This is a genomic window from Synechococcus sp. H60.2, assembly GCF_047462315.1.
GTDB lineage: Bacteria > Cyanobacteriota > Cyanobacteriia > Thermostichales > Thermostichaceae > Thermostichus.
Genome location: NZ_JANSIZ010000046.1, coordinates 1 through 22,656 on the forward strand (window position 1 = coordinate 1; position 22,656 = coordinate 22,656).

Genomic DNA, 22,656 nt, shown 5'->3' on the forward strand with positions numbered 1-22,656 from the left:
GGGCAACGGTCAGGGAAGCATTTTCGTTGTGTGAACCCGGCCTGTGGTTGGGAAGGGGATGCAGATTTGAACGGTGCTAACGGGATTGCACTTTTGGGGCTGAATGGAAACCAGCCTGGAGGTCCGTGGTTGGCTTGCCAACTGCAGGGCTACCGTTCGCGTCAGCGGCGCGTAGCGCTTAAAGCCTGCTCCGTACTGCTGAGCGGTCGGAGTCGGGTAGTTTACCCAATTCAACGCCCCCACGGCAGAGCACGGCATTAGATTTTGATAGTCTGGTTTGGGGGCCACCTGCATCCCCTCAACCCTGGCGAGGCATGGCGGAAAACCGGACCGGCGCGTTTATTGGCGGGCTGCTGTTGGGAACGGCGGTGGGCACAGTCATTGGCTTGCTCCTGGCCCCCCGCAGCGGACGGGAGACGCGGCGACTGTTGAAAAAATCGGCAGAGGCCCTGCCAGAAGTGGCAGAAGATGTAGCTAGCAGCCTGCAGTATCAATCCGAAAAGTTGTTCGACGCCGCTCAACGCAGTTTGGATGAGGCCCTGCTGCGGCTACAGCAGGCGGTGGCAGTGGGCAGGGAAGCCATGTTGCAGAAACGGCAAGAGCTGATGCAAGCCCAAAACCTGCGTCCCCTCGCCCGGGAGGAAGCTGATTCAGAAGCCCGAGATCGGGAGGAGACAGCAGGATGAGCGATCCGGTCTTTTGGCTGGGCCTCTCGGTAGGTCTGGTGGCAGTGGGTATCTTGGCGGTGATCCTGACCCTGCTGCCTGCCGTCATTCAATTGGGTCGAGCCGCCCAGAGCGTGGAACGCTTTTTCGACACGCTGCTGCGGGAATTGCCCCCTACGCTGGAGGCTTTGCGTCTGACCAGCTTGGAAGTGAGCGAGATCGCCGACAGCCTCGACGAAGGGGTCAAGGGGGCCGGACAGGTGGTGAAGCAGGTGAACCGCTCTCTGGAAGGGGCCCGCAACCAAGCCCGTGGCGCTCAGGTCAATGTCCGCAGCCTTTGGGCAGGGGTACGGGCGGCCTGGCAGGCGCTGTCCAGCGAGACTCCCCCCACCGCCATGCGTAACCCTCAGTTGCGCTCAGGCCAAGCTGGTCGGCCTTTTTCTGCTGCTGCGCCAAGCATTCCCTTGGGAGATATGCGCTCTTTTGCCAGCAAGGCAATGCCAGAGGGATCCCCCCCCAATGCGCAGCCTTCCCGACCCGATGCCACCAACCCTTGAGAGCTATCTGAGAATCCTCTGGAAGACGGGCACAGGAGGTTGGGGCTCTTGCCCGGCGGGAAGCCGGCCCCAACTGGCGTCTGGATCCCAGCGCAATTGGGTAACATCCTGCAAAGGAAACCCCATCTGCTGCAGGATCTTGAGGCTGAGGCTAGGAATAATCGGCGAAAGGGCTACCGCCACCCAGCGCACGCTTTCCAAAACAGCGTAGAGGATCTGGGCCACCTGTTCGCTTTGCCCCTGCTTGTGCAGCGTCCAGGGAGCCTGCTCGTCGAGGTATTTGTTGCTGGCTTGGGCCAAGCTAAGGGCTTTGCGGGCAGCGGAGCTGGGATCCAGCCGCTCGTAGGCATCGGCCACCGCCGGGGCTAGGCGCTCGACCAGGGTTTTGAGGGGGTGATCCGCTGCGATCTGCACCGGGGGAATGCGGTAGTCGGGCTGGTATTTTTTGAGCATATTGAGGGTGCGGTTGAGCAGATTCCCCAGGTCGTTGGCGAGGTCAGCATTGAGAACCTCGATGAAGCGGCCCTCGCTAAAGTCGCCATCCTTGCCCAGCTCAATTTCGGTCAAGAAATAGTAGCGCACGGCATCGGCGCCGTAGCGTTGCACCAGCTCAAAGGGATCCAGCGTGTTCCCCAGGCTTTTGCCCATCTTGAGGCCATCTTTGGTGAGAAAGCCGTGGCCAAAGATTTGTTTAGGCAGCGGCAGCCCTGCCGACATGAGCATGGCCGGCCAGTAGATGGCATGAAAACGGACGATGTCCTTACCCACTAGATGCACGTCGGCAGGCCAGTAGCGGCGCAGGGCGTTTTCCAGGGTGGGCTCGTCGTGAGGATCCAAGGCGGCGCTGATGTAGTTAATGAGGGCATCAAACCAAACGTAAAGGGTTTGGCTGGGATCCGCCGGGAAGGGGATCCCCCAGGAGACGCTGGGGCGAGAGATGGAAAAGTCCCGCAGGCCCTGCTTAACAAAGTTCATGACCTCGTTGCGGCGGCTTTCCGGTTGAATGAACTCCGGGTGCTCCGCATAGAGGGCTTCCAGTTTTTCCTGGTAGCGAGAGAGGCGAAAAAAGTAGTTTTCTTCGTCTTTCCACTCCACTTTCTTGTTGGGGTGAAGGGGGCAAAACCCACCTTCTAGGAGCTCTGACTCGTCCTTGAACTCCTCGCAGGCAACGCAGTACCAGCCCTGCTGGCGTCCAACGAAAATATCTCCCCGATCCCAAACCCGCTGAAAAAACTCCCGCACAATGGCCTTGTGGCGAGGGTCAGTGGTGCGGATAAAGCGGTCGTAGCGGATATCCAGCAACCGCCAAAGCTCTACAAACTGGGCGGCAATCTCGTCACAGTGCCGCTGCGGCGGAAGGCCGCGCTCTTCGGCGGTGCGCTGGATCTTCTGGCCGTGCTCGTCAGTTCCCGTTACCATCAGCACATCCTTGCCCCGCAGGCGGTGGTAACGGGCGATGGCATCCGCCGCCATGGTGGTGTAGGCGCTGCCGATGTGGGGGGCAGCGTTGACGTAGTAGATGGGTGTGGTGATGACGAAGGTGGGATCCGGCATGAGCAGTTGCAGCGCTTTCCCCCATGATAAAAGTTGCCGGAAAGTCCGGCAGGCCGAGTTACGGGGCAGGGATGAAGCTGGCATTCAACCTAAAGGGATGGGGCTGCGGTGCCCTGGGGGCCGGGATCTTGGGCGCCGGGGCGGCTCTGGCCCAGCCTCTGCCCGAGACCCGCATCCCTTGCGAGATCCTCATCGCCGGGGGCGGGCTGGGGGGGGTGGCGGCGGCCTACGATGCCCTGCGCTTGGGGCGACAGGTGTGCATGACCGAAATGACCGACTGGATTGGCGGCCAGGTGAGCGCCCAGGGGGTCTCGGCTTTGGATGAGCGGCCCTTGCAGCGGGAAAACGAGATCTTTCCCCAGAGCTATAGAGAGTTTCGCCGCCGGGTGCGGGAAAAGTACGGCGGTGATCCCAATCCCGGCAAGTGCTGGGTGAGTGTGCTCTGCTTCTCGCCACAGGTGGGCCACCAGGTCATCCGAGAGATGTTGGATCCCTACCTGCAGTCGGGGCAGTTGCGGCTGTTTACCGAGACGGTGGTCAAGGACGTGGAGATTGAGAACTACCAAATCCGCAGTGTGCAGGCCATCCGCAATATTCCCAAACACGCCGGCGTCCAGCCGGAGAATCGGGGGGATCTCTCCACCTACTTGCTGGATTTTTACCGCCTAGAGCCCACCGCAGACTGGGACAAAGAGATCCTGCGCTTTGAGCCGCCGCCGCAGCGGCAGGGCAAAACCCTACCTTGGGTAGTTATCGATGCTACCGAAACCGGCGAGCTGTTGCCCCTGGCGCGGGTGCCCTACCGCCTTGGCACGGATGGGAAAAGCCGCTGGGAGCCCAGCTCCAAGCCCTACAGGGATCCCTACTGCACCCAGGGGTTTACCTACACCTTTGTTATCGAGCGCTCCGCTGTGCCGCAGGTGCCCATCAAGCCGGAGTTCTACAACGACCCGCTGCACGGCCCCTACTACAGCTTTGAACAGCCGCGCTTTAACTTTGCTCTGGTCTTCACCTACCGCCGCATCCGGGGACAGGTATTTGGCTTTGGGGAAGAGGCCATCCGGGTGGGGGATCAATCCCTGCAGAACTGGACCTGGGGCAACGACTGGCGCATCACCGGGCCGGAGATCAACCTCATCCTCACCCACGAGCAACTGCAAGCCTCAGGGCAACTGGATCCCGGCGGCTGGATGGGGGGCTTGCGGGTAGAGGCGCTGCGGCGGGCTGAGCAACATGCTAAAGGCTTCTTCTACTGGCTGGTGGCGGGGCGGACAGATTTTCTCCTGCAGCAGGCGGATCCTGACTTTCAAAAGGACTTTTACCTGCGCTACCGCTACCTCAAAGGGCCCGCTAGCCCCCTGGGAACTGCCAGCGGCCTCTCCAAGTACCCCTACATCCGCGAGTCGCGGCGCATCCTCGGTCGGCCCAGCCTTGCCTACCCGGAGGGGTTCACCATCTACGAGTCAGATATCACCACGCGGGAATCGCAGCTCAATCGCGGGCGTCCCTTCATCTTCTACGATTCGGTGGGGGTGGGGCAGTACCCCATCGATTTTCACGAGTGCCTGCTGCCCGATTTTTCGCTGCCCCCCAGCCACAACCAAGATGCCCAGGCCCCTAGCTACCCCTACCAGATCCCGCTGCGGGCCCTGATCCCCCAGCGCATTGACAACCTCTTGGCCGGCAGCAAGAACATCGCCACCAGCCGCATTGCCAGCGCCTCTTACCGGGTGCATCCTGTGGAATGGGCCATTGGCACGGCAGCGGGTCACACGGCTCACTTTGCCCTGGAGCGGGATCTGATCCCGGCGGAGATCCTGCGGGAGCCGCTGCTGGACTTGCGGTTGTTGCCGGCTCTCCAAGCCCAGATCCAGAGCTTGGGCAATCCCATTCAATTTCCCGGCACCACCATTACTGCCACCGACTGGGCCCAATCCCGCTAGCCTAGAAAGGCAGGGTTGGGAGCTGGCCATGGAGGCTATGGGGGTTGAATTTGGGGGACTGGAGGCGATCCGCCCTTCGTTGTGGGCGGCCACAGCCCTCTGGAGCCTGGGACTGATCTGGGGGTTGTCGCCATTGCACCGCCGCCTACAGGAGGGTTGGGAAAAGCAGTTGTCCTGGGATCCCAGTGGGGCTCTGGCCTCTCTGCTCAGCGTCATCCCTTTCCTGTTGGCAGCAGCGGTGGTGGTGGCTTTCACCGAGATCTCGTTGGGCAAAAGCTGGGCCGTCTCCTGGGGCCTTATTGCCTGTGTTGGCGGTGGCCTCTATGAGCTAGGCCGGCGGGACAATGCTCGCTAACCCAACGCCGGCCCTCACCACCGGCCCCTCTCCCTCTGGGAGAGTAGACAATGCTAAGAGCCGTACCTAGAGCGATGACTCCCTTAGAAGAAGCGGCGGAAGCGGCGGCTAAGCTGCTGGTGTTTCGGGAAATCTGCGCCCATCCCCTGGCCCTGGCCTGGCAGGAGCTCATCCAGCAGTTGATGAGCGGGGATCCCCTGCCCTGCTGGAGAGCCTACGGGCGCTGGTTTGAGCTTTTGGCCCGGCAGGGCTTGAGCTGGCGGGAGTGGCTAATCCAGGAAATCCGCTGGGCCGATAACCCCTTCTCGCGGGCGGCGCTGCAACCCCAAGGGATCCCGGCCCCCCTTTTGCAAGCGGCCCGCCACGATCTCCGCTGCCTGCAGATCCTGGCCGATAGCCAGGAGACCATTGCTGAGCAGATGCAGGCGCTGGGCTTGGGGATCCCCTGGCCGGATGAAAACCCCAGCAGCTCTGGCTGGGATCCCCGCCCTTTTGCCGATTGGGGCCAGAGCCTGGAGGCCTTAATTGCCCACTACCGCCAAGGGGGAGTGGGGCTCTATGGTCGCTATTGGGCGTTTCGCTGGGGGCCGGCAGGGCTAGAAGGGATCCCCACTCCCGATCTGCCCGACTGGGAGGAGATCTACGGCTACGAACGGCAGAAACGGCAGTTGGCCGCTAACACCGAAGCCCTCCTGCGGGGGGATCCGGCGTTGCATGTGCTGCTTTACGGGGCGCGGGGCACCGGCAAGTCTTCCCTCGTGAAAGCGTTGTTGCGGCGCTACGGCCCCCAGGGGCTGCGCCTTTTGGAGCTGCGACGAGCAGATTTGGCTCAACTGCCGCAGATCTTGGCAGAGCTGGGACAGCAGGCGCTGCCCTTTGTCCTCTTTGTGGACGATCTCTCCTTTGAGGCCGACGAGACCGAGTTTAAGCAGCTCAAAGTGCTTCTGGAAGGGGATCTCCTCCCACCGCCGCCCAACGTGCGTCTCTATGCCACCAGCAACCGCCGCCACCTCATCCGCGAGTTCTTCGCCGACCGGCCTAGCCCCCAAGACCCCGAGATCCACGCCTGGGATACAGTTCAGGAAAAGCTGTCGCTGCGGGATCGCTTCGGCCTCACTCTCACCTTTGCCCCCTTTGGCCAAACCGACTACCTGGCCACCGTAGAACACCTAGCCCGCCGACTGGGCCTCGACTCTTCTGGGGAAGCTTTGCGCCGCCAAGCCCTCCTCTGGGCGCAACAGCAAAATGGCTTTTCCGGTCGCACCGCCCGCCAGTTTTTGCAGGCTCTGCAGGCCGGCCTGGTGGAAGGTGGATAGCCAGCGGATTTTTGGAGTTGTCCGTGGCTAGGGGCAAGGAGGACTACAGTAGCCACTCGGAGGCGCGTTCTCCCACCCCTTGCAAATCCAAAGGAATGGCCACCGCCTTGCCGATGCGGGGTTTCTGACGGGTAGCCTCAATTTCTCGCTGCACCGCTTCCCACAGGCCCCACGCCTGCAAATGGGCCATGACAGACTCCAGGCGAGCCAGATACTCGGCCTCACTCAAAGGGAAAGAGGGCTGCTCCAGATAACGCCACATCACCAACAGAACCACCCTGTCCCCCATGCGGCGCAGTTGCACGTCGTAGGAATAGCCCCACTTCTCCCGCAGCAAAGCTTGAAAGTCGGATCCCGTCATAGGCTGGCTTGGATCGGGTTTGGACTGAGCTGGGCCGGAGAAGAAAAACCGCCGCCTCTTGCCTTGCACTTCCTTTAGCTTTGCATTTCTTAATGATATTAGCCAAGGGGCTCGGTTACGATGATGTCGTTTGTCAACGAACATTAAAACTTCTCAGGTTTGTACTGGCCATTATGACGGAAGCGGTTAGCAACTTCGAGGCGCCCCCCATGAGCCGGCGGGTTTTTCTGAATGCCCTCCTCAGCGGCTCGGTGGGGGTGGTGGTGGTGGGCACCCTCTACCCGGTGGTGAAGTATTTCATTCCCCCCTCTTCCGGTGGGTCAGGTGAGGGGCTGATAGCTCAGGATGCCCTCGGCAGGCCGATTAGCGTCAGTGAGCTGCTGGCTACCCACGCAGCCACGGATCGGGTGCTGGCCCAAGGCTTGAAAGGGGATCCCACCTATATCGTGATCGACAACGGGGCGGTGGCCAACTACGGCCTCAACGCGGTTTGCACCCACCTCGGCTGTGTGGTGCCCTGGAACGTGGGGGAAAACTTGTTCAAGTGCCCCTGCCACGGATCCCAGTACGCGGCTAACGGCAAGGTGATCCGGGGGCCGGCTCCCCGCTCCCTGGAGCTGGTGAGCGCCACAGTGGACGGCGACAACGTTCGCTTCAGCCCCTGGCAGGGCCCCGATTTCCGTGAGACCTGAAGCACCAGAATAGGCTCCGGAGAGACACTTGTGGTCTAAGTCTGTAACGGGCTACCGCCGGCTCAGAAGTGGGGGAAAAGCCCAGAGAAGTTGCTGCGCTAGTCCTGGCTAGAGCATGAGTTGTCAGCTTTGAGGAGATTGACCCCAAGGGCTTGCGAGAATTTTGATTGAGATTCTGAGCTGAACTTATGAAGCGAATTTACTTGGCCTTGTGTGCGCTGCTGCTGTTGCTGGGGATGGGATCCCGTCCGGCAGCAGCCTATCCTTACTATGCCCAGATGGCCTACGGCAATCCCCGCGAGGCCACGGGGAAAATTGTCTGTGCCAACTGCCACCTGAACGCCATGCCCACCCGTGCCGAAGTGCCGCAGGCGGTTACCCCGGGCCAGGTGTTCACCATCAAAGTCGGGATCCCCTATGACTTGAGCAAGCAGCAGGTGTTGGCGGATGGCAGCAAGGGCGGGCTGAATGTGGGTGCCGTGGTGGTGTTGCCGGAAGGCTTCCGCCTGGCCACTGAGGAGGAGATGACGGAGGAGCAGCGGCAGGAAACGGCTGAGACCTACATCACCCCCTACAGCGACGAGAAGCCCAACATCCTTCTGGTGGGGCCCTTGCCTGGCGAGCAGCACCAGGAAATTGTCTTCCCAGTGGTGGCTCCTGACCCGGCGCAGGATCCCTCCGTGGCTTTCATGAAATATCGGGTCTACATCGGTGCCAACCGCGGTCGTGGCCAGATCAACCCCGATGGCAGCCTCAGCAACAACAACGTCTTCCGCGCTCCCGCCACTGGCCGCCTAGCCAGCATTGCCACCGTCGAATCCGACCTCAGCGACCTGCCGGCTGAGCTGGCCGCCCTGGTGCCGCCCGAATACGAGTTGCCAGGCACGCGGGTACTCAGCTTCGAGACCGAAGGCGGACTGAAGCACCTCGTGGTGCCGCCAGGGCCGGAGTTGGTGGTTAACATTGGCGATAGCGTCAAAGAAGGGGATCCGGTTACCAACAACCCCAACGTAGGTGGCTTTGGCCAAGTAGAGCGGGATCTGGTGCTGCAGAGCCCGGATCGGGTGAAATGGCTGGTGGCCTTCCTAGCAGCGGTGGCTATCACGCAGCTTCTGCTGGTGCTCAAGAAAAAGCAAGTGGAGCTCATTCAAGCGGCAGAACTTTTGGGCTAGCCCAACTGTTCCAGTACTTTTCCAGCACCCCGGAATCAGCCGGGGTGTTTTTTTCTAGGGAATCCGCAACTCTCCCGCTATTACCAGCACGGCTTGTCCAGCAATCTCCACCCGCGGGCCGCGATGGCGGCACCAGAGCTCGCCTCCCCGCGCCGAGAGCTGCCGCACCCTGAGCTCAGTTCGGCCTAGGCGCTCTGACCAATAGGGCACCAACAGACATTGGGCAGAGCCAGTTACGGGATCCTCCGGGATCCCCAACTGGGGGGCAAAAACACGACAGACAAAATCCGGCTCTCCTTCCCCCTCTGCCCCAGAGGCGGTGACGATCAACCCCGAGACAGGCAGCGTCTGAACCCGATCCAACTCCGGCTGCACCTGCTGCACCTGTTGTGCAGAAGCCAGCACCGCTACCCCCATGCTGCCGCGGTACAGCTCTACAAGTGGGATCCCCAGAGCCGCGGCCACTTGCTCCCGGCCTTCTGGCCAGGGTTCCGGGAACTGGGCGGGAAAATCCATCGCCAGCCGCTCCCCCTGCCGCCGCACCTGCAGCCGGCCACTGCGGGTGGAAAAGGCCACCTCCTGAGCTTTTGGGTGAATCTCGGTCAAGAGCACATAGGCACCGGCCAAGGTGGCATGCCCACAGAGTTCTACCTCGGTGGTGGGAGTAAACCAGCGCAGCCCGTAGAGGGGAACATCGCCCAGGGATCCCTGGAGGAGTAAAAAAGCCGTCTCCGACAAGTTGTTCTCCGCCGCAATCGCTTGCATCAAAGCTGCCGGCAGCTCCTGAGGCGGCAAACACACCGCTGCCGGATTGCCCCTAAAAGGCACGGCCGTAAAGGCATCCACTTGAAACAACGGGATCCGCACCTGCTTGTTCAGCCCACCTCATGCCATGATCCCACAACAGGCCTAGAAGTAGAGAGATCCGCACCCAACCGTACCCGGCAAAAAGGGGGATCCCGCCAAAAGGGGCTATTGTCAGGCTGGAAAGTCGACTGATAGACTAGCACTCGTAAGCCGAGAGTGCTAAAACCTCGACTACGGAAGCTTAGGTTTGCGCTCGATACAACCCTTCAGCCTCGCGTTTTAGGCCTTACGGAGGATATTTGTCATGGCTGCAGTAACTCTCAACGTCTCTACGCTGAAGCCGCTAGGCGACCGCGTGCTGGTCAAGATTGCCCAGCAGGACGAAAAAACGGCGGGTGGCATCTTTTTGCCCGATACCGCCAAAGAAAAACCCCAAGTGGGGGAAGTGGTCGCAGTTGGGCCTGGCAAGCGCAATGACGAGGGCAAATTGATCCCGATGGAACTGAAAGCTGGCGACAGAGTGCTCTACTCCAAGTACGCCGGCACAGAAGTGAAGCTGGGCAGCGATGAGTACGTGCTGCTGGCTGAGCGGGATATTCTCGCAATCGTTCAGTAATTTTCAGTCCTTCAGCGATCGATCCTCTACATCGCCCTTAGTCCATTTACGTTTGAGAGGTTGAGTATGGCCAAGTCAATCATTTTTAGCGAAGAAGCCCGTCGCGCCCTTGAACACGGCATGGATATTTTGGCAGAAGCCGTAGCCGTTACCCTTGGCCCCAAAGGACGCAATGTTGTGCTGGAGAAAAAATTTGGCGCACCCCAAATTGTTAACGATGGGGTGACCATCGCCAAAGAAATTGAGCTGGAAGACCATATTGAAAACACTGGCGTCTCCTTGATTCGTCAGGCGGCTTCCAAGACCAACGACACGGCTGGTGACGGCACCACCACCGCCACCGTCCTGGCCCATGCCATGGTCAAAGAAGGGCTGAAAAACGTAGCCGCCGGCGCCAACCCGATTGCCCTTAAGCGCGGCATTGACAAGGCGGTGAAGTTCCTGGTGGACAAGATCGCCGAACATGCCCGCCCGGTGGAAGACTCCAAAGCCATTGCCCAGGTGGCGGCCATTTCCGCCGGCAACGATGAGGAAGTGGGCCGCATGATCGCCGAGGCCATGGACAAAGTGGGCCGCGAAGGGGTCATCTCCCTGGAAGAAGGTAAGTCCATGACCACGGAGCTGGAAGTGACGGAGGGGATGCGCTTTGACAAAGGCTACATTTCCCCCTACTTCGTCACCGACACGGAGCGGATGGAGGCGGTTCTGGAAAACCCCTACATCCTGATTACCGACAAGAAAATCACCCTGGTACAAGACCTGGTGCCGGTTCTGGAGCAAGTGGCCCGCGCCGGTCGCCCGCTGCTGATCATCGCCGAAGACATCGAGAAAGAAGCCCTGGCCACCCTGGTGGTGAACAAGCTGCGGGGCGTGCTGAGCGTGGTAGCGGTGAAAGCGCCTGGCTTTGGGGATCGCCGCAAGGCCATGCTGGAAGACATCGCCATCCTGACTGGCGGTGAGGTCATCAGCGAAGAACGCGGCCTGAAGCTGGAGAACGCCCGTCTCGACTCCTTCGGCTCGGCCCGTCGCGTCACAGTAACCAAAGACCACACCACCATCGTGGCGGAAGGCAACGAAGCGGCTGTCAAAGCCCGCTGCGAGCAAATCCGTCGCCAAATTGAGGAAACTGACTCCACCTACGACAAGGAAAAACTGCAAGAGCGTCTGGCCAAGCTCTCCGGCGGTGTGGCGGTGATCAAAGTAGGCGCGGCTACCGAAACCGAGATGAAGGATCGCAAGCTGCGCCTGGAGGACGCCATCAACGCCACCAAGGCGGCGGTGGAAGAAGGGATCGTCCCCGGCGGCGGTACCACCTTGGCGCACCTGATGCCGGTGGTCACCGAGTGGGCGCAGGCCAACCTGTCTGGCGATGAGCTGGTGGGGGCCATGCTGGTTGCCCGCGCTCTGGGCGCTCCGCTGCGCCGCATTGCCGAGAACGCCGGCCAGAACGGCTCGATCGTGCTGGAGCGGGTGAAAGAGAAACCCTTCACGGTGGGTTACGACGCCCAGAACGACGCCTATGTGGATATGTTTGAAGCGGGCATCGTTGACCCGGCCAAAGTCACTCGCTCTGCCCTGCAAAACGCCGCCTCGATTGCCAGCATGGTGCTCACCACCGAAGCGATTGTGGTGGACAAGCCGGAGCCCAAAACCAACACGCCGGCAGGCAGCAGCAGCGGCATGAATGACTACGACTACTAATCGTTCGGTGAGGGCAAGACGGGTTCTCGCTTGCTGCAGAAACCTTGTTACCTCGCCAGTCTGTAGTCAACTGCCTTGAATAGATCTTTCGGGATCCCCCTCAGCGGGATCCCTTCTTAGGTTTTGAGGTGGATGTTAGAGGACGGTTCCAAATTGGATAGAGGCAGTGCGAGGGCGTTACTGGCAGTCGAACAGCGAGGGAACCCTACTCCCCTCTCCCTCTGGGAGAGGGGCTGGGGGTGAGGGCACCTCTGGGAGAGGGGCTGGGGGTGAGTCCTCGGTCAAACGTCCGGGGAAGGCAGTGTGGCTCGGTTGATCTGCATTGGTCTAGACTTGGCCTGGTCAAGCCGCAACCCCTCCGGGGTGGCGACGTTGCACGTCGAGATCGAAAATCCTGACGCCCAAGCCTTGACGGGCCGCCTGCTGGACAGCCGCATCCTGCAAACCGACCCGGAAATTGTGGACTACATCCAAGCCCAAGCCGGAGGGGATCCCTGCCTGGTGGCGGTGGATGCTCCCTTGCGCGTCCCCAACCTCAGCGGCCAGCGGCGGGCCGAAGCCGAGTTGAACCGAGTATTTCGCGCCTATGCCGCCGGCGCCCACCCGGCCAACCGCCGGCTCCTGGAAAAAAACGGCCAAGTGCGAGGGGAAGCTCTGGTGTACGCCCTCTCGCGTTATGGCTTTCGCGAGCAGGCCAGCATCGAGCAGGGATCCCTCGCCCGCCAGATCACCGAAGTCTTCCCCCACAGTGCCATGGTGAGCCTGTTTGGCCTTAGCCGCAGCCTCCCCTACAAGGCGCGTCCCCGCCGCACCTGGCTGCAACGAGAACAGGCGTGGCGGCTGTACCAGCAACATCTGCGGGCCTTGGCCAGCGCCGACCCTGCCCTGCGCGGCCACGAGCCCCTGCTCCAAGTGGAGGTGGGCTCCCTCAGGGGCCGCCAACTCAAAAACTATGAAGACCAAGTCGATGCCTTGATGTGCGCCTACATCGCCCTCTACGGCTTTCGCTGGGGATCCCAGCGCTGCCACAGCTTCGGAAGTCTGCAAGAAGGGCACATCTTCACACCCCTACCCCCGTCATTGCCAACGCCTCCCGACCCTTATCTTCGTTGAGTCAACACACCATGGCTTACGCCACGCTGCGCGAATAGATAGGGTACGCGCTTTACGCTTCACCGACTTGTTGGTACAGAGGTCTCAGCGTGCTGCCACCGTGCAACCCACGGCGGGAAACTCTCCAGAGATTGAACTGGTTCTTCTCAATTGCAGCACGAACGGCTTTCATCCCGACACGGATTGGCTCTTGAGTCAACACAATTCACCCATACACTGCGGGGCTTCCCGCGGATTCAGCTCAACCGGAGGGAAAACTGGGCTCTTGCTAGCCTCGAATCACCTCTTGGCGGCATGATTAAGAGAAGGGGATCCTGCTGTCAAAGGGAAGGGAAACAAATGAACGTACAACTGGGCCGCAACCGGCAGGCAAGACGCGCTTACGGGCTAGATGAGATTGCTCTGGTGCCGGGCAGGCGAACTCTGGATCCCAGTTTGGTGGACACCCACTTCACCTTGGGAGGGATCCAACGGCCCATCCCCATCATTGCCAGCGCCATGGACGGCGTGGTGGATGTCAAGATGGCGATTTTGCTCTCCAAGCTGGGGGCGATGGGCGTGCTGAACCTGGACGGGATCCAAACCCGCTACGCGGATCCCGACGAGGTGCTGGATCAGATTGCTGCGGTCGGCAAAGACGAGTTCGTCCCCCTGATGCAGCGCCTTTATAGTGAACCCGTCAAGCCGGAGCTTATTCAAGAGCGCATCCGCCAGATCAAAGCCGCCGGCGCCATTGCCGCCGCTAGCTGTGTGCCCGCCCATGCTACCCAATACGGCCCCCTGGTGGCGGAAGCAGGCGGGGATCTGTTTTTCGTCCAGGCCACCGTGGTTTCCGTCCATCACAAAGTGCCTGAGGGCATGCAAAAGCTGGATCTGGTCGCCTTCTGCCGCTCCATGCCCATTCCCGTGGTGCTGGGCAACTGCGTCACCTATGACGTCGCCCTGGAGCTGATGCAGGCCGGAGCGGCTGGAGTGCTGGTGGGCATCGGCCCCGGTGCTGCCTGCACCTCCCGCGGCGTGCTAGGAGTAGGGGTGCCCCAGGCTACTGCCATTGCCGACTGCGCTGCCGCCCGCGACCAGTTCTTGGCCGAAACCGGCACCTACGTTCCCATCATTGCCGACGGCGGCCTGGTGACCGGCGGCGATATCTGCAAGGCCATTGCCTGTGGGGCCGATGCTGTGATGATCGGATCCCCCTTGGCCCGCGCTCAGGAGGCGCCCGGTCGCGGCTTTCACTGGGGCATGGCCACCCCCAGCCCGGTCTTGCCCCGCGGCACCCGCATCCGGGTGGGATCCACCGGCACCCTGGAAGAGATCTTGTGCGGCCCTGCCCGCCTGGATGATGGCACCCACAACCTCTGGGGCGCTCTGCGCACCAGCATGGCCACCCTGGGTGCCGCCAACCTCAAAGAAATGCACCAGGTGGAGATCTGCATCGCCCCTTCCCTTTTGACCGAGGGCAAGGTGTACCAGAAGGCGCAGAGCCTGGGCATGGGGAAATAGTCTCTCAGGAAATGCTAGACTCAGGGAGCCGAGGGGGCGGTTAGCTCAGCGGTAGAGCGCCTGCCTTACAAGCAGGATGTCACTGGTTCGAGTCCGGTACCGCCCATCCCCATTCAGGCTGGCAGCTTGGGATACACCCGCTAGCCAGGGCTGGATCCCTGAGGTAGAGTAATGAATGTGGAGCCTGGATCATCTACCACCGTTAGGTCTCGCATTGAGTCTGGCTCAAAAAGTGTGTAAAGTGGTAGACGACATCGACTGGGGCTGTACTATGTTCTTCTAAAGTCCGCAATTGTCAGGCTCGCTCACGAGTTAGACAGCTTGTTACTTTTAGAAGACACTGCTACAGCCAAGACAGGTGTGAGGACAAAGAAGAAGGAGAGAAACATGCCCGCGAAACACGCGAATCCCTGGAAAACGCTGCTGGCTGGCACCCTGGGTGCAGCGGCAGTCTTGACTCCTGGAGTGGCCTATGCCCAAGCTACAGGGCCTGTCACTTCGATCTCTGAGCTTTCCGATGTTCAGCCTACTGACTGGGCATTCCAGGCACTGCAATCGCTGGTCGAGCGCTACGGCTGTATTGCTGGCTACCCTGACCGCACCTTCCGCGGCAACCGGGCTATGACCCGTTTTGAGTTTGCCGCCGGGATGAACGCCTGCTTGGATCGCATCAACGAGCTGATTGCCGCCGGCCTGGCCGACAAGGTTTCCAAGGAGGACTTGGCTACACTGCAGCGGCTGCAAGAGGAGTTTGCCGCCGAGCTGGCGGCCCTGCGGGGACGGGTCGAGGCAGCAGAGGCTGATATCAACGACCTGAAGGGCAAGGTCTTCAACCCAGTCACCAAGCTCAATGCCCAGGTGATCACTGCTATCCTGGGCAGCGCCCTCACCGACGACCGGGTGGTCAACAACAGGGTGGTGGCTGAGAAGGATCAAGCGAACATGACCCTGCCCTACCGGGTGCGCTTGAACTTCGACGCTTCCTTTGCTGGGCGTGACCGTCTGCGCATTCGTCTGCAGGCTCGCGATGCGGTAACCACCTTCTTCGCAGGGGATCCGGGCGTTGGCTTCCAAGGGGGGGGTGGCGGCACCTTCACGCTGGCCCAGTTACTCTATCAGTTCCCTGCTTTCGACCGCGCTGCCACCATCTACGCTGGCATCACGGGCACGGGGGTGTCTAGCGTCCTGCAATACAGCGTCCCCTTCGATGCCCTCTCCGACTTTGCCGACCTTCCCAACTCCACAGGAGATGTGCCCAGTGGCACGCTGTTTGGCTTCCGCTATCGCCTCAGCGACCAGTTTCGTCTGGCCTACGCCTACAGCACCCGCGGCGGCCAGACCTTGGGCAGAGGTTTCGGTGACAGCGGTTTGACCGGTAACGACAGCGCTCACACGGTGGAGCTGGGCTTTCTGCCGACGGAAAATCTGGAGCTGTATTTGCAATTTGCTTCCACCTATCTGCAGGACGCTAGCCGCGGCCCCGGTTTCCTGGCTACCGGCAGCAGCCTTTTCCGCGGTCCGCTGCGCCGGAATGACGTCACTCCCTCGGCTCGGGTCAATGCCTTTACAGTGGCTGCTAACTGGGAGCTGAGCCCCCGCATTATCTTGTCCGGCTGGTTTACGGCGGGCAACGTTGACTATAACCTGCCCAATGTGGTGCCGGCTGGCACTATCGATCCGGGCGATGAAGACTTCAACGGGTTCTTGCTTGGTTTTGCCTTCCCGGATCTCTTCATTGAGGGTGCCAAGGGTGGTGTAGTCTTCGGTCAGCCGATTGTGACTACAGACAACGACGGGGTTTGGGATACTCGGCCCTTCATTGTGGATGTCTACTACAGCTTCCCAGTGAACGAGTACATTACCCTGACGCCCGCCGCCTACTTTGTGAGCAACCCCAATGGGGGCAGACCAGGGGACAACGACCCGACCATTGGTGTGGGCGCTCTGCGGGCAGTGTTCACCTTCTAATCCCTTGCTCTCCTGCCTAGGTTAAAAACAACGGAGGGATCCGCCGCAGCGGATCCCTTTTTTATGGAAAGTCTCCCAAGCCTTGCCCTGGAAGACATCGAGCAAGTTGGAGCGGGCGCCGGGAAGCTAGGGGTTACAAAAGGCGCACTGAGCCGGATCTGCCCAGGTCTCTGCCACAGGCTCGGTGTGGGTGTGGGAACAGCGGGCACAGCCATACACCCACGCCTTGGTTACAGGGGTGGGAGCACCACACTGGCCGCAGGGCAGCCCAGGCAGCGCACGGATGCGCCAGTAGCCGGGAGTGCCGCAGGCGGGGCAGAGGCTTTGGGCTTTGGCGATGAGGTTTTGGGTGGCTGCCGCAATCACCTGCAGGCGGGTTGGGTTGTACAGGGCCCGCATATCGGTTTCCAGGTGCAGCCCTCCCTGGCGGGCCAGCAGCTCTTCCACCACCTGCTTTAGGGTTGCTTCGTCTTGGATCCCTTTGTGGATAAGTTGGGGGTTTTCCGGCTGGTCGAGGGCGATCAGGCCGTGCTGTGGGAACCCCACCTGTCGGGCAAAGTCGAGCGCTTCTGCCCAGCTCTGCACCCAGCGGTGGCTGAAATTGGTTTGCACGCTTTCTGCATAGCCCACCAGCTCCAAGGGATCCGCGTCAGGTTCAAAAACCTTGAGCATGACCCACTCCTGGTTCCAAGGGATCCAGGGAAGCTGGGGGTGGGGGCCGAAAGATCCCTCGCTGGCCAAAAGCAAGGGGGCAGGACAAACTTGGCGGGCTCTCTCAATCTTTAGGCGTAGGGTGTGGATGGGATCCCCCGGTCGGGGCCGCTCCCGTGAGAAGGTGCCCAGTTGGTCGGTGTCGAGAGGTATCACTTGCACCCGGATCCCCAAGTGTTGGGACAAGAGAGGGGCGACCACTTGCTCCTTGCGATGCAGGGTTGCCAAGTAGGCAACCCGACCTTTCCATTGCATAGACTCAGGCCCGACCCCGATCCGGCAAACGAAGTCTACAGCTTTATTGTTGGGCTCATCGGATGGCTCAAACCAGGGGACTGGGTTCTGCCGCCAAGCCCAACTGGGCGACAGCCTCGGCCAAAGCGGCCTCCCGGCTCTCCACAAACCGCTCTGCCGGCAAGGGCAAACGTAGGCTTTCCAAGCGCTGTCGGATCCGGCTCCTGGCCCCGACAATCCACACCTGCTTGCCGCGATCCAGAGCCTCACGAATGGCATTTTCCAGAGAGAGTGTCGCCGAAACCCCCAGCATCGGCACATCCGACAGATCCACCACCAAAGCTTGGCAAGAAGCCACCGCCTGGTGTTGGCGGGAAATGGCCTGGGAAACCCCGAAGATCATCGGGCCGCTCAGGTAAAACAGCAGCACCTGGCCGCGGCCCTGGCGCAGCAATTCCTTTTCCCGCGGCGTGAGATCCACCGCATCATCCGCATCGGTAATGGCTTTCACCTCTTCCGACTGCAGCTCGCTCAAGCGCTGGATGGTGAGCAAGTTGGCCACAAACACCCCCACTCCCACAGCAGCGATGAGATCCACGAACACCGTCATGAACATCACCCCGTACATGATGGCCGCCCCTTTGAGGGAGAGGCGGTGGGCCCGCTTCAGGAAGCTCCAGTCGAGGATATCCACCCCCACCTTAAAGGCGATCCCCGCCAGCACCGCCATCGGGATCCCTTGGGTGAGGGGAGCGGCAAACAGCACCACCATCAAGAGGATGAGGGCGCGGGTGATGCCCGCCAAGGGCGTACGTCCCCCCGACTGGATGTTCACCACCGTGCCCATGGTCGCCCCTGCCCCCGGCAACCCCCCCAGGAAGCCGGAGACCAGGTTGGCGATCCCCTGCCCGATCAGCTCTTGGTCAGAGTCGTGGCGGGTGCGGGTGAGGTTGTCGGCAATCACCGCCGTCAAGAGGGTGTCGATGCAGCCCAGCATGCCCAGCACCACCCCGTCCAACACCAAGCTGGCCAAAGATGAAAAGGGCAACTGTGGCCATTGCACCTGGGGCAAGCCGGTGGGGATGGGGCCAATGCGCCGCAACTCCCAGTCAGCCATGAACCAGTTGGCCACCAGCGTTCCCAGCACCAGGGCCACCAACTGGGGCGGCACCGCCCGTCGCCAGGGCTTGGGATAGAAAAAGAGGATGGCCAGCGTCAGCAGCCCCAACCCCAGTTCCGGCACCTTGAGGTTAAGCAGGTAGGTCGGCAGGTTCTGCACCGACCCGATCACTCCCCCCTGGCTGGCGTGGCCCAACAGCGGCGGGATCTGCAGCAAAATCATGATCCAGCCAATTCCCGACATAAAGCCGGAGATGACGCTGTAGGGCATGAGGGTGATGTATTTGCCCAGCTTCAGGGATCCAAACAAAATTTGAAACAGGCCCCCCAGCATGACCACGGTGAAAGCTGGCCCCAACCCCTGATCCGGATAGCTGGCGGTAACCTTGGCAACCACCGCCGTCATCATCACCGTCATCGGCCCGGTGGGTTCGGAGATAAGGGTGGGGGTACCGCCGAACAGGGCGGCAAAAAAGCCCACACACACCGCCCCGTACAAACCTGCCACCGGCCCCGCCCCGGAAGCCACCCCAAAGGCCAGAGCCATCGGCAGCGAGACAATCGCCGTCGTCAGCCCGCCGAACAGATCCCCACGCCAGTTTTCTAGGCTTAGCCGCCGCTGCCAATCCAGAAATCTCCTACCGCCGGCCTGCTCTTCTTTCGCTTGCTGCAGCATGCTCCACCGCTCTCGACACTATGTAGGTAGGCTACCATTGAGCGTTACCATAAAGACTAGACTAGAGAATAGATTTCTATCTATAAGTTTCTTCAGGGATCCCCTTTCGGCGCCGAGTTTGGGAAACTCTCTCTGCCAAGCAGAGCTGCCTGCCGACAGCCGCTCTACCCCAGAATGGTAGACTGGAAACACCTGGATTTTGGGTTACTGCCCTAGGTTGCCGACTGTTGGCGGGCAACAACCTTCTGACCTTGCACCCTGCCCACACCCAAGTCCAGCGGGATCCCTCACCTCTACCTCCATCCCATGAGCGACAACGAATTGACCGCGCGCATCATCTCCACCGACTTGCAGCGGGAGATGACGCAGTCCTACCTGGAATACGCCATGAGCGTGATTGTCGGGAGGGCTCTGCCAGACGCGCGGGATGGCTTGAAGCCGGTGCATCGCCGCATCCTCTACGCCATGCACGAGCTGGGCCTGACGGCGGATCGGCCTTTTCGGAAGTGCGCCCGCGTTGTCGGGGATGTGATTGGGAAATACCATCCCCATGGGGATCAGGCGGTTTACGAAGCGCTGGTGCGCATGGCCCAGGACTTCTCCATGCGGGAGCGCCTGGTGGACGGGCACGGCAACTTCGGCTCCATCGACAACGACCCGCCGGCGGCCATGCGCTACACCGAGTGCCGCCTCACCGCCTTTGCCCAGGAAGCCCTGCTGCAGGATATCGACGCCAACACCGTTGACTTCATCGACAACTACGACGGATCCCAGGAAGAGCCGCTGGTGCTGCCGGCGCGGATCCCGCAGTTGCTCTTGAACGGCTCTTCCGGGATTGCTGTGGGCATGGCCACCAACATCCCGCCCCACAATCTGGGAGAGCTGGTGGACGGCCTGATTGCCCTCATCCACAACCCCAACCTGACCAGCCTGGAGTTAATGCAATGGATCCCGGCCCCCGATTTCCCCACCGGCGGGCTGATCATGGGCCAGGAGGGCATCCGCGAAGCCTATACCACCGGGCGCGGCTCCATCACCCTGCGGGGGGTGGCCACCATCGAGACCATTGAGCAGCGGGGCCGACCAGCGCGGGACGCCATCGTGATCACCGAGCTGCCCTACCAGACCAACAAGGCAGCCATGATTGAAAAAATTGCCGAGTTGGTCAATGAGAAAAAACTGGAGGGCATTGCCGACATCCGTGACGAGAGCGACCGCAGCGGCATGCGGGTAGTCATTGAGCTGAAGCGGGATGCCCAACCGCAGGTGGTGCTCAACAACCTCTACAAGCAAACCCCCCTGCAGAGCAACTTCGGGGTCAACATGCTGGCCATCCTCAACGGCGAGCCGCGCACCCTGACCTTGCGGGATGCCCTGCAGGCTTTCTTGGATTTTCGGGCAGAGGTGATCGAGCGGCGCACCCGCTATGAGCTACAAAAGGCGGAGGAGCGGGATCACCTGTTGCAGGGGTACCTGGTGGCTTTGGGGCAGTTGGATCGGGTGATTGCCCTTATCCGCGGAGCTGCTGATACTGCCACAGCCCGCGCTGAGCTGCAGAGCCAACTGGGGCTAAGCGAAGCGCAGGCCGATGGCATCCTACAAATGCAACTGCGCCGCCTTACCGCCCTGGAAGCGGAGAAAATCCAGGCCGAACACGAGGACTTGCTGCGGCAAATTGCCGATTTGCGGGACATTCTGACTCGGCGGGAACGGGTGATGCAAATTATCTGCGAAGAGCTGCAGCAGCTTAAAGCCCGCTTTGGGAGTCCGCGCCGCTCCCGCCTCTGCCTCGAGGACGGTGAGCTGGAGGTCGCCGATCTCATCGAGAACCGCGAGACGGTTATCTTTCTCACGGAGCAGGGCTACATCAAGCGCACGGACATCGAAGAGTTTCAGGTGCAGGGGCGGGCCACCCGTGGCAAGGCTGGCACCCGCATCAAAGACGACGATGCCATTGAACAGTTTTTTGCCTGTCGCAGCCACGACACCATCCTCTTTTTCACAGATCGGGGGATGGTCTATACTCTGCCTGCCTACCAGATCCCTCAAGGGAGCCGCACCGCCCGTGGCAGCGCCATCGTCCAGTTGCTGCCCCTGAGCCGGGAAGAGCGGGTTACCTCGATGGTGCCCGTGAGCAAGTTCAGCGACGACGAATACTTGGTGATGCTCACCCGTGGGGGGTACATCAAAAAAACGGCCCTCAGCGCCTTTGCTAACGTCCGCTCCAACGGCCTAATTGCCATTTCTCTGGAGGAAAACGATGAGCTGCGCTGGGTGCGCCGCGCCCGCTCCAGCGACGATGTAGTGATGGCAACCCGCCAAGGCATGTCCATTCGCTTCCGTGCCGACGACGAGCAACTGCGTCCCTTAGGGCGGCCTGCTCGCGGCGTGCGGGCCATCACCCTCAACCCCGGTGACGACATCGTCAGTATGGACATCATTTTCGCCGAGTCGGTGATGGCCGCTGAGCGAGAGGGGGAGGGGCTGGCCAACCCCTGGGTGTTGGTGATCACCAAAGAAGGGCGGGGCAAGCGCTCGGCCATCGACCACTTCCGCCAGCAAAACCGGGGTGGCAAGGGGGTGATCGCCACCAAGTTCCGCCAGGAGTCGGATGAGCTGGCTGCCCTGCGCATCGTCAATGCCGAGGACGAGATCCTGTTGGTAACCGCCAGAGGCATTGTCATGCGCCAGTTGGCCAAGGCCATCCCCACTCAGTCTCGTGAGGCAACAGGGGTGCTGGTGCAGCGCCTGGATCCCGAAGACAGCATTGTAGGAGTGACGGTGGTGCCCGCTTCGTTTATCGGGGATCCGTCAGAAGCTGAAGAGGAGCCGGCAGATGGGCTCCCCAGGCCGACAGTTGATCCCTGAGGTACGGCATTTGCCGCTTGGGAAGGGTGGGATCCCGTACCGAAGGCAGCAAGGCGCAGGTGCTAAGTTGGGCATAGCCCAAATTGCGGGAGCGGTGAGAGCCTGAGGGATCAGGCAAGCCGTCCAGTTGGGCTTTACCTGCTGTGTTTGGGGAGCTTGGTAACTCCATGTCCAGCCCAATCAACTTCATTCCTGGCTTTGAGGCTGTGCCAACGCCTAGCCCCAACAACCGGCTCTGGCAATACCTGCAGTCTCAGGATCCCAGCGTTTTTCAGGATATTGCCCGCAATTCTTCCCCAGAGGTGCTGGAGATCCTGGGCTATAACATCCGCAGCCTGCTGGGCAGTTTGCCGTCCGACCAATTTGGCGTTCAAATCGTCACCAACCGCGAGAGTTTGGCAAAGATGCTCTCGGGTGCCATGATGGGGGGCTATTTTCTGCGGGTGATGGAGCAGCGCCTGGCCCTGGAGCAGTCTTTGGGCAACTCATCCGCCGCTGTCCCCTCTTCCCAACCGCCAACACCGGATCAACCTCCAACAGCGGAGGGAGGCAGCGCCCAGTAGCTCCGGGCTCAGCCTTGCGGGCCTGAAACCAAGTTCAACGTAAGGCGCGGGATTCCCCACCGTATAGACGGTGGGGAAGGATAGCCCTCCTGACTGATTCTGGATATATCGCTTCACAATTTCTAGAGGTGCACCGCCCCATGAGACAATGCACTTAGAATC

At 61.0% G+C, this 22,656-nt stretch carries 19 protein-coding genes, 1 tRNA gene and 1 pseudogene; 16 read left to right on the forward strand and 5 right to left on the reverse strand.

The features are described 5' to 3' along the window. From NW845_RS08485 to NW845_RS08495, 3 genes and pseudogenes are all read left to right on the forward strand, one after another. Positions 1 to 261 (forward strand): annotated as a pseudogene (locus NW845_RS08485) (hypothetical protein); the annotation flags it as partial. Positions 262 to 314: 53 nt separating this feature from the next. Then, positions 315 to 686, forward strand: coding sequence for a YtxH domain-containing protein (locus NW845_RS08490; RefSeq protein ID WP_414378099.1), 372 nt, complete (start codon positions 315 to 317; stop codon positions 684 to 686). Then, a complete protein-coding gene (locus tag NW845_RS08495) occupies positions 683 to 1,222 on the forward strand; it encodes a hypothetical protein (protein WP_414378101.1) in 540 nt (179 codons plus the stop codon). Before NW845_RS08490 ends, NW845_RS08495 begins: the two co-directional genes overlap by 4 nt. Positions 1,223 to 1,225: 3 nt before the next feature. Here the strand turns inward: NW845_RS08495 and metG are convergent, their stop codons facing one another. Continuing rightward, positions 1,226 to 2,776 (reverse strand): methionine--tRNA ligase, encoded by a 1,551-nt coding sequence (metG, locus tag NW845_RS08500; protein WP_414378102.1) that lies wholly within the window; start codon positions 2,774 to 2,776, stop codon positions 1,226 to 1,228. 71 nt (positions 2,777 to 2,847) lie between these two features. Between metG and NW845_RS08505 the strand changes: the two genes are divergently transcribed. From NW845_RS08505 to NW845_RS08515, 3 genes are all read left to right on the forward strand, one after another. Then, positions 2,848 to 4,719: an FAD-dependent oxidoreductase gene (locus NW845_RS08505; protein WP_414378104.1), complete on the forward strand. Its 1,872-nt coding sequence runs from the start codon at positions 2,848 to 2,850 to the stop codon at positions 4,717 to 4,719. 37 nt (positions 4,720 to 4,756) lie between these two features. Continuing rightward, positions 4,757 to 5,074, forward strand: a complete 318-nt coding sequence (locus NW845_RS08510; protein ID WP_414366016.1) for a hypothetical protein — start codon at positions 4,757 to 4,759, stop codon at positions 5,072 to 5,074. A 74-nt stretch (positions 5,075 to 5,148) separates the two neighbouring features. Then, positions 5,149 to 6,390: an ATP-binding protein gene (locus NW845_RS08515; protein WP_414378106.1), complete on the forward strand. Its 1,242-nt coding sequence runs from the start codon at positions 5,149 to 5,151 to the stop codon at positions 6,388 to 6,390. A 43-nt stretch (positions 6,391 to 6,433) separates the two neighbouring features. On the opposite strand, the gene NW845_RS08520 is transcribed toward NW845_RS08515, so the two are convergent. Continuing rightward, positions 6,434 to 6,751: a DUF3067 family protein gene (locus tag NW845_RS08520; RefSeq protein WP_414366012.1), complete on the reverse strand. Its 318-nt coding sequence runs from the start codon at positions 6,749 to 6,751 to the stop codon at positions 6,434 to 6,436. 173 nt (positions 6,752 to 6,924) lie between these two features. Between NW845_RS08520 and NW845_RS08525 the strand changes: the two genes are divergently transcribed. Then, positions 6,925 to 7,443: a cytochrome b6-f complex iron-sulfur subunit gene (locus NW845_RS08525; RefSeq protein ID WP_414366011.1), complete on the forward strand. Its 519-nt coding sequence runs from the start codon at positions 6,925 to 6,927 to the stop codon at positions 7,441 to 7,443. A 188-nt stretch (positions 7,444 to 7,631) separates the two neighbouring features. Beyond that, complete coding sequence (locus tag NW845_RS08530; RefSeq protein ID WP_414378108.1) at positions 7,632 to 8,615, forward strand: apocytochrome f; 984 nt, start codon at positions 7,632 to 7,634, stop codon at positions 8,613 to 8,615. A gap of 54 nt (positions 8,616 to 8,669) precedes the next feature. Here NW845_RS08530 and NW845_RS08535 read toward each other — a convergent pair whose 3' ends face one another. Continuing rightward, positions 8,670 to 9,482: a PhzF family phenazine biosynthesis protein gene (locus NW845_RS08535; RefSeq protein WP_414378110.1), complete on the reverse strand. Its 813-nt coding sequence runs from the start codon at positions 9,480 to 9,482 to the stop codon at positions 8,670 to 8,672. A gap of 244 nt (positions 9,483 to 9,726) precedes the next feature. Between NW845_RS08535 and groES the strand changes: the two genes are divergently transcribed. The 6 genes from groES to NW845_RS08565 all read left to right on the forward strand — a co-directional run bounded on the left by groES (position 9,727) and on the right by NW845_RS08565 (position 16,323). Then, positions 9,727 to 10,038, forward strand: a complete 312-nt coding sequence (groES, locus tag NW845_RS08540; protein ID WP_011430254.1) for a co-chaperone GroES — start codon at positions 9,727 to 9,729, stop codon at positions 10,036 to 10,038. 66 nt (positions 10,039 to 10,104) lie between these two features. Beyond that, a complete protein-coding gene (groL, locus tag NW845_RS08545; protein ID WP_414366006.1) occupies positions 10,105 to 11,739 on the forward strand; it encodes a chaperonin GroEL in 1,635 nt (544 codons plus the stop codon). 303 nt (positions 11,740 to 12,042) lie between these two features. Then, entirely contained in the window at positions 12,043 to 12,852 is an 810-nt protein-coding gene (locus NW845_RS08550) for a DUF429 domain-containing protein (RefSeq protein WP_414366223.1), read from the forward strand. Between the two features lie 339 nt (positions 12,853 to 13,191). Beyond that, positions 13,192 to 14,355 carry a GuaB3 family IMP dehydrogenase-related protein gene (locus NW845_RS08555; RefSeq protein WP_414378112.1) on the forward strand — a complete coding sequence of 388 codons (1,164 nt, stop codon included), beginning with the start codon at positions 13,192 to 13,194 and terminating at the stop codon, positions 14,353 to 14,355. 34 nt (positions 14,356 to 14,389) lie between these two features. Then, positions 14,390 to 14,461: transfer RNA gene (locus tag NW845_RS08560), tRNA-Val, on the forward strand. A gap of 281 nt (positions 14,462 to 14,742) precedes the next feature. Further along, a complete protein-coding gene (locus NW845_RS08565; protein ID WP_414378114.1) occupies positions 14,743 to 16,323 on the forward strand; it encodes an iron uptake porin in 1,581 nt (526 codons plus the stop codon). Between the two features lie 126 nt (positions 16,324 to 16,449). On the opposite strand, the gene NW845_RS08570 is transcribed toward NW845_RS08565, so the two are convergent. Continuing rightward, on the reverse strand, positions 16,450 to 17,289 hold the full coding sequence (locus tag NW845_RS08570; protein WP_414378116.1) for a DUF6671 family protein: 840 nt from the start codon (positions 17,287 to 17,289) through the stop codon (positions 16,450 to 16,452). 67 nt (positions 17,290 to 17,356) lie between these two features. Then, on the reverse strand, positions 17,357 to 19,063 hold the full coding sequence (locus tag NW845_RS08575; protein ID WP_414335145.1) for a SulP family inorganic anion transporter: 1,707 nt from the start codon (positions 19,061 to 19,063) through the stop codon (positions 17,357 to 17,359). Positions 19,064 to 19,369: 306 nt separating this feature from the next. Between NW845_RS08575 and gyrA the strand changes: the two genes are divergently transcribed. After that, positions 19,370 to 21,931 carry a DNA gyrase subunit A gene (gene gyrA / locus NW845_RS08580; RefSeq protein WP_414378117.1) on the forward strand — a complete coding sequence of 854 codons (2,562 nt, stop codon included), beginning with the start codon at positions 19,370 to 19,372 and terminating at the stop codon, positions 21,929 to 21,931. Positions 21,932 to 22,098: 167 nt separating this feature from the next. After that, complete coding sequence (locus tag NW845_RS08585; RefSeq protein ID WP_414366210.1) at positions 22,099 to 22,494, forward strand: DUF760 domain-containing protein; 396 nt, start codon at positions 22,099 to 22,101, stop codon at positions 22,492 to 22,494. Positions 22,495 to 22,656: the final 162 nt, after the last annotated feature.

Excerpts from the sequence above, each read along its gene's own strand:
- NW845_RS08490 (WP_414378099.1), top strand. The coding sequence starts at position 315 with ATGGCGGAAAACCGGACCGGCGCGTTTATTGGCGGGCTGCTGTTGGGA.
- NW845_RS08495 (WP_414378101.1), top strand. The coding sequence starts at position 683 with ATGAGCGATCCGGTCTTTTGGCTGGGCCTCTCGGTAGGTCTGGTGGCA.
- metG (WP_414378102.1), bottom strand. The coding sequence starts at position 2,776 with ATGCCGGATCCCACCTTCGTCATCACCACACCCATCTACTACGTCAAC.
- NW845_RS08505 (WP_414378104.1), top strand. The coding sequence starts at position 2,848 with ATGAAGCTGGCATTCAACCTAAAGGGATGGGGCTGCGGTGCCCTGGGG.
- NW845_RS08510 (WP_414366016.1), top strand. The coding sequence starts at position 4,757 with ATGGGGGTTGAATTTGGGGGACTGGAGGCGATCCGCCCTTCGTTGTGG.
- NW845_RS08515 (WP_414378106.1), top strand. The coding sequence starts at position 5,149 with ATGACTCCCTTAGAAGAAGCGGCGGAAGCGGCGGCTAAGCTGCTGGTG.
- NW845_RS08520 (WP_414366012.1), bottom strand. The coding sequence starts at position 6,751 with ATGACGGGATCCGACTTTCAAGCTTTGCTGCGGGAGAAGTGGGGCTAT.
- NW845_RS08525 (WP_414366011.1), top strand. The coding sequence starts at position 6,925 with ATGACGGAAGCGGTTAGCAACTTCGAGGCGCCCCCCATGAGCCGGCGG.
- NW845_RS08530 (WP_414378108.1), top strand. The coding sequence starts at position 7,632 with ATGAAGCGAATTTACTTGGCCTTGTGTGCGCTGCTGCTGTTGCTGGGG.
- groES (WP_011430254.1), top strand. The coding sequence starts at position 9,727 with ATGGCTGCAGTAACTCTCAACGTCTCTACGCTGAAGCCGCTAGGCGAC.
- groL (WP_414366006.1), top strand. The coding sequence starts at position 10,105 with ATGGCCAAGTCAATCATTTTTAGCGAAGAAGCCCGTCGCGCCCTTGAA.
- NW845_RS08555 (WP_414378112.1), top strand. The coding sequence starts at position 13,192 with ATGAACGTACAACTGGGCCGCAACCGGCAGGCAAGACGCGCTTACGGG.
- NW845_RS08565 (WP_414378114.1), top strand. The coding sequence starts at position 14,743 with ATGCCCGCGAAACACGCGAATCCCTGGAAAACGCTGCTGGCTGGCACC.
- NW845_RS08570 (WP_414378116.1), bottom strand. The coding sequence starts at position 17,289 with ATGCAATGGAAAGGTCGGGTTGCCTACTTGGCAACCCTGCATCGCAAG.
- NW845_RS08575 (WP_414335145.1), bottom strand. The coding sequence starts at position 19,063 with ATGCTGCAGCAAGCGAAAGAAGAGCAGGCCGGCGGTAGGAGATTTCTG.
- gyrA (WP_414378117.1), top strand. The coding sequence starts at position 19,370 with ATGAGCGACAACGAATTGACCGCGCGCATCATCTCCACCGACTTGCAG.
- NW845_RS08585 (WP_414366210.1), top strand. The coding sequence starts at position 22,099 with ATGTCCAGCCCAATCAACTTCATTCCTGGCTTTGAGGCTGTGCCAACG.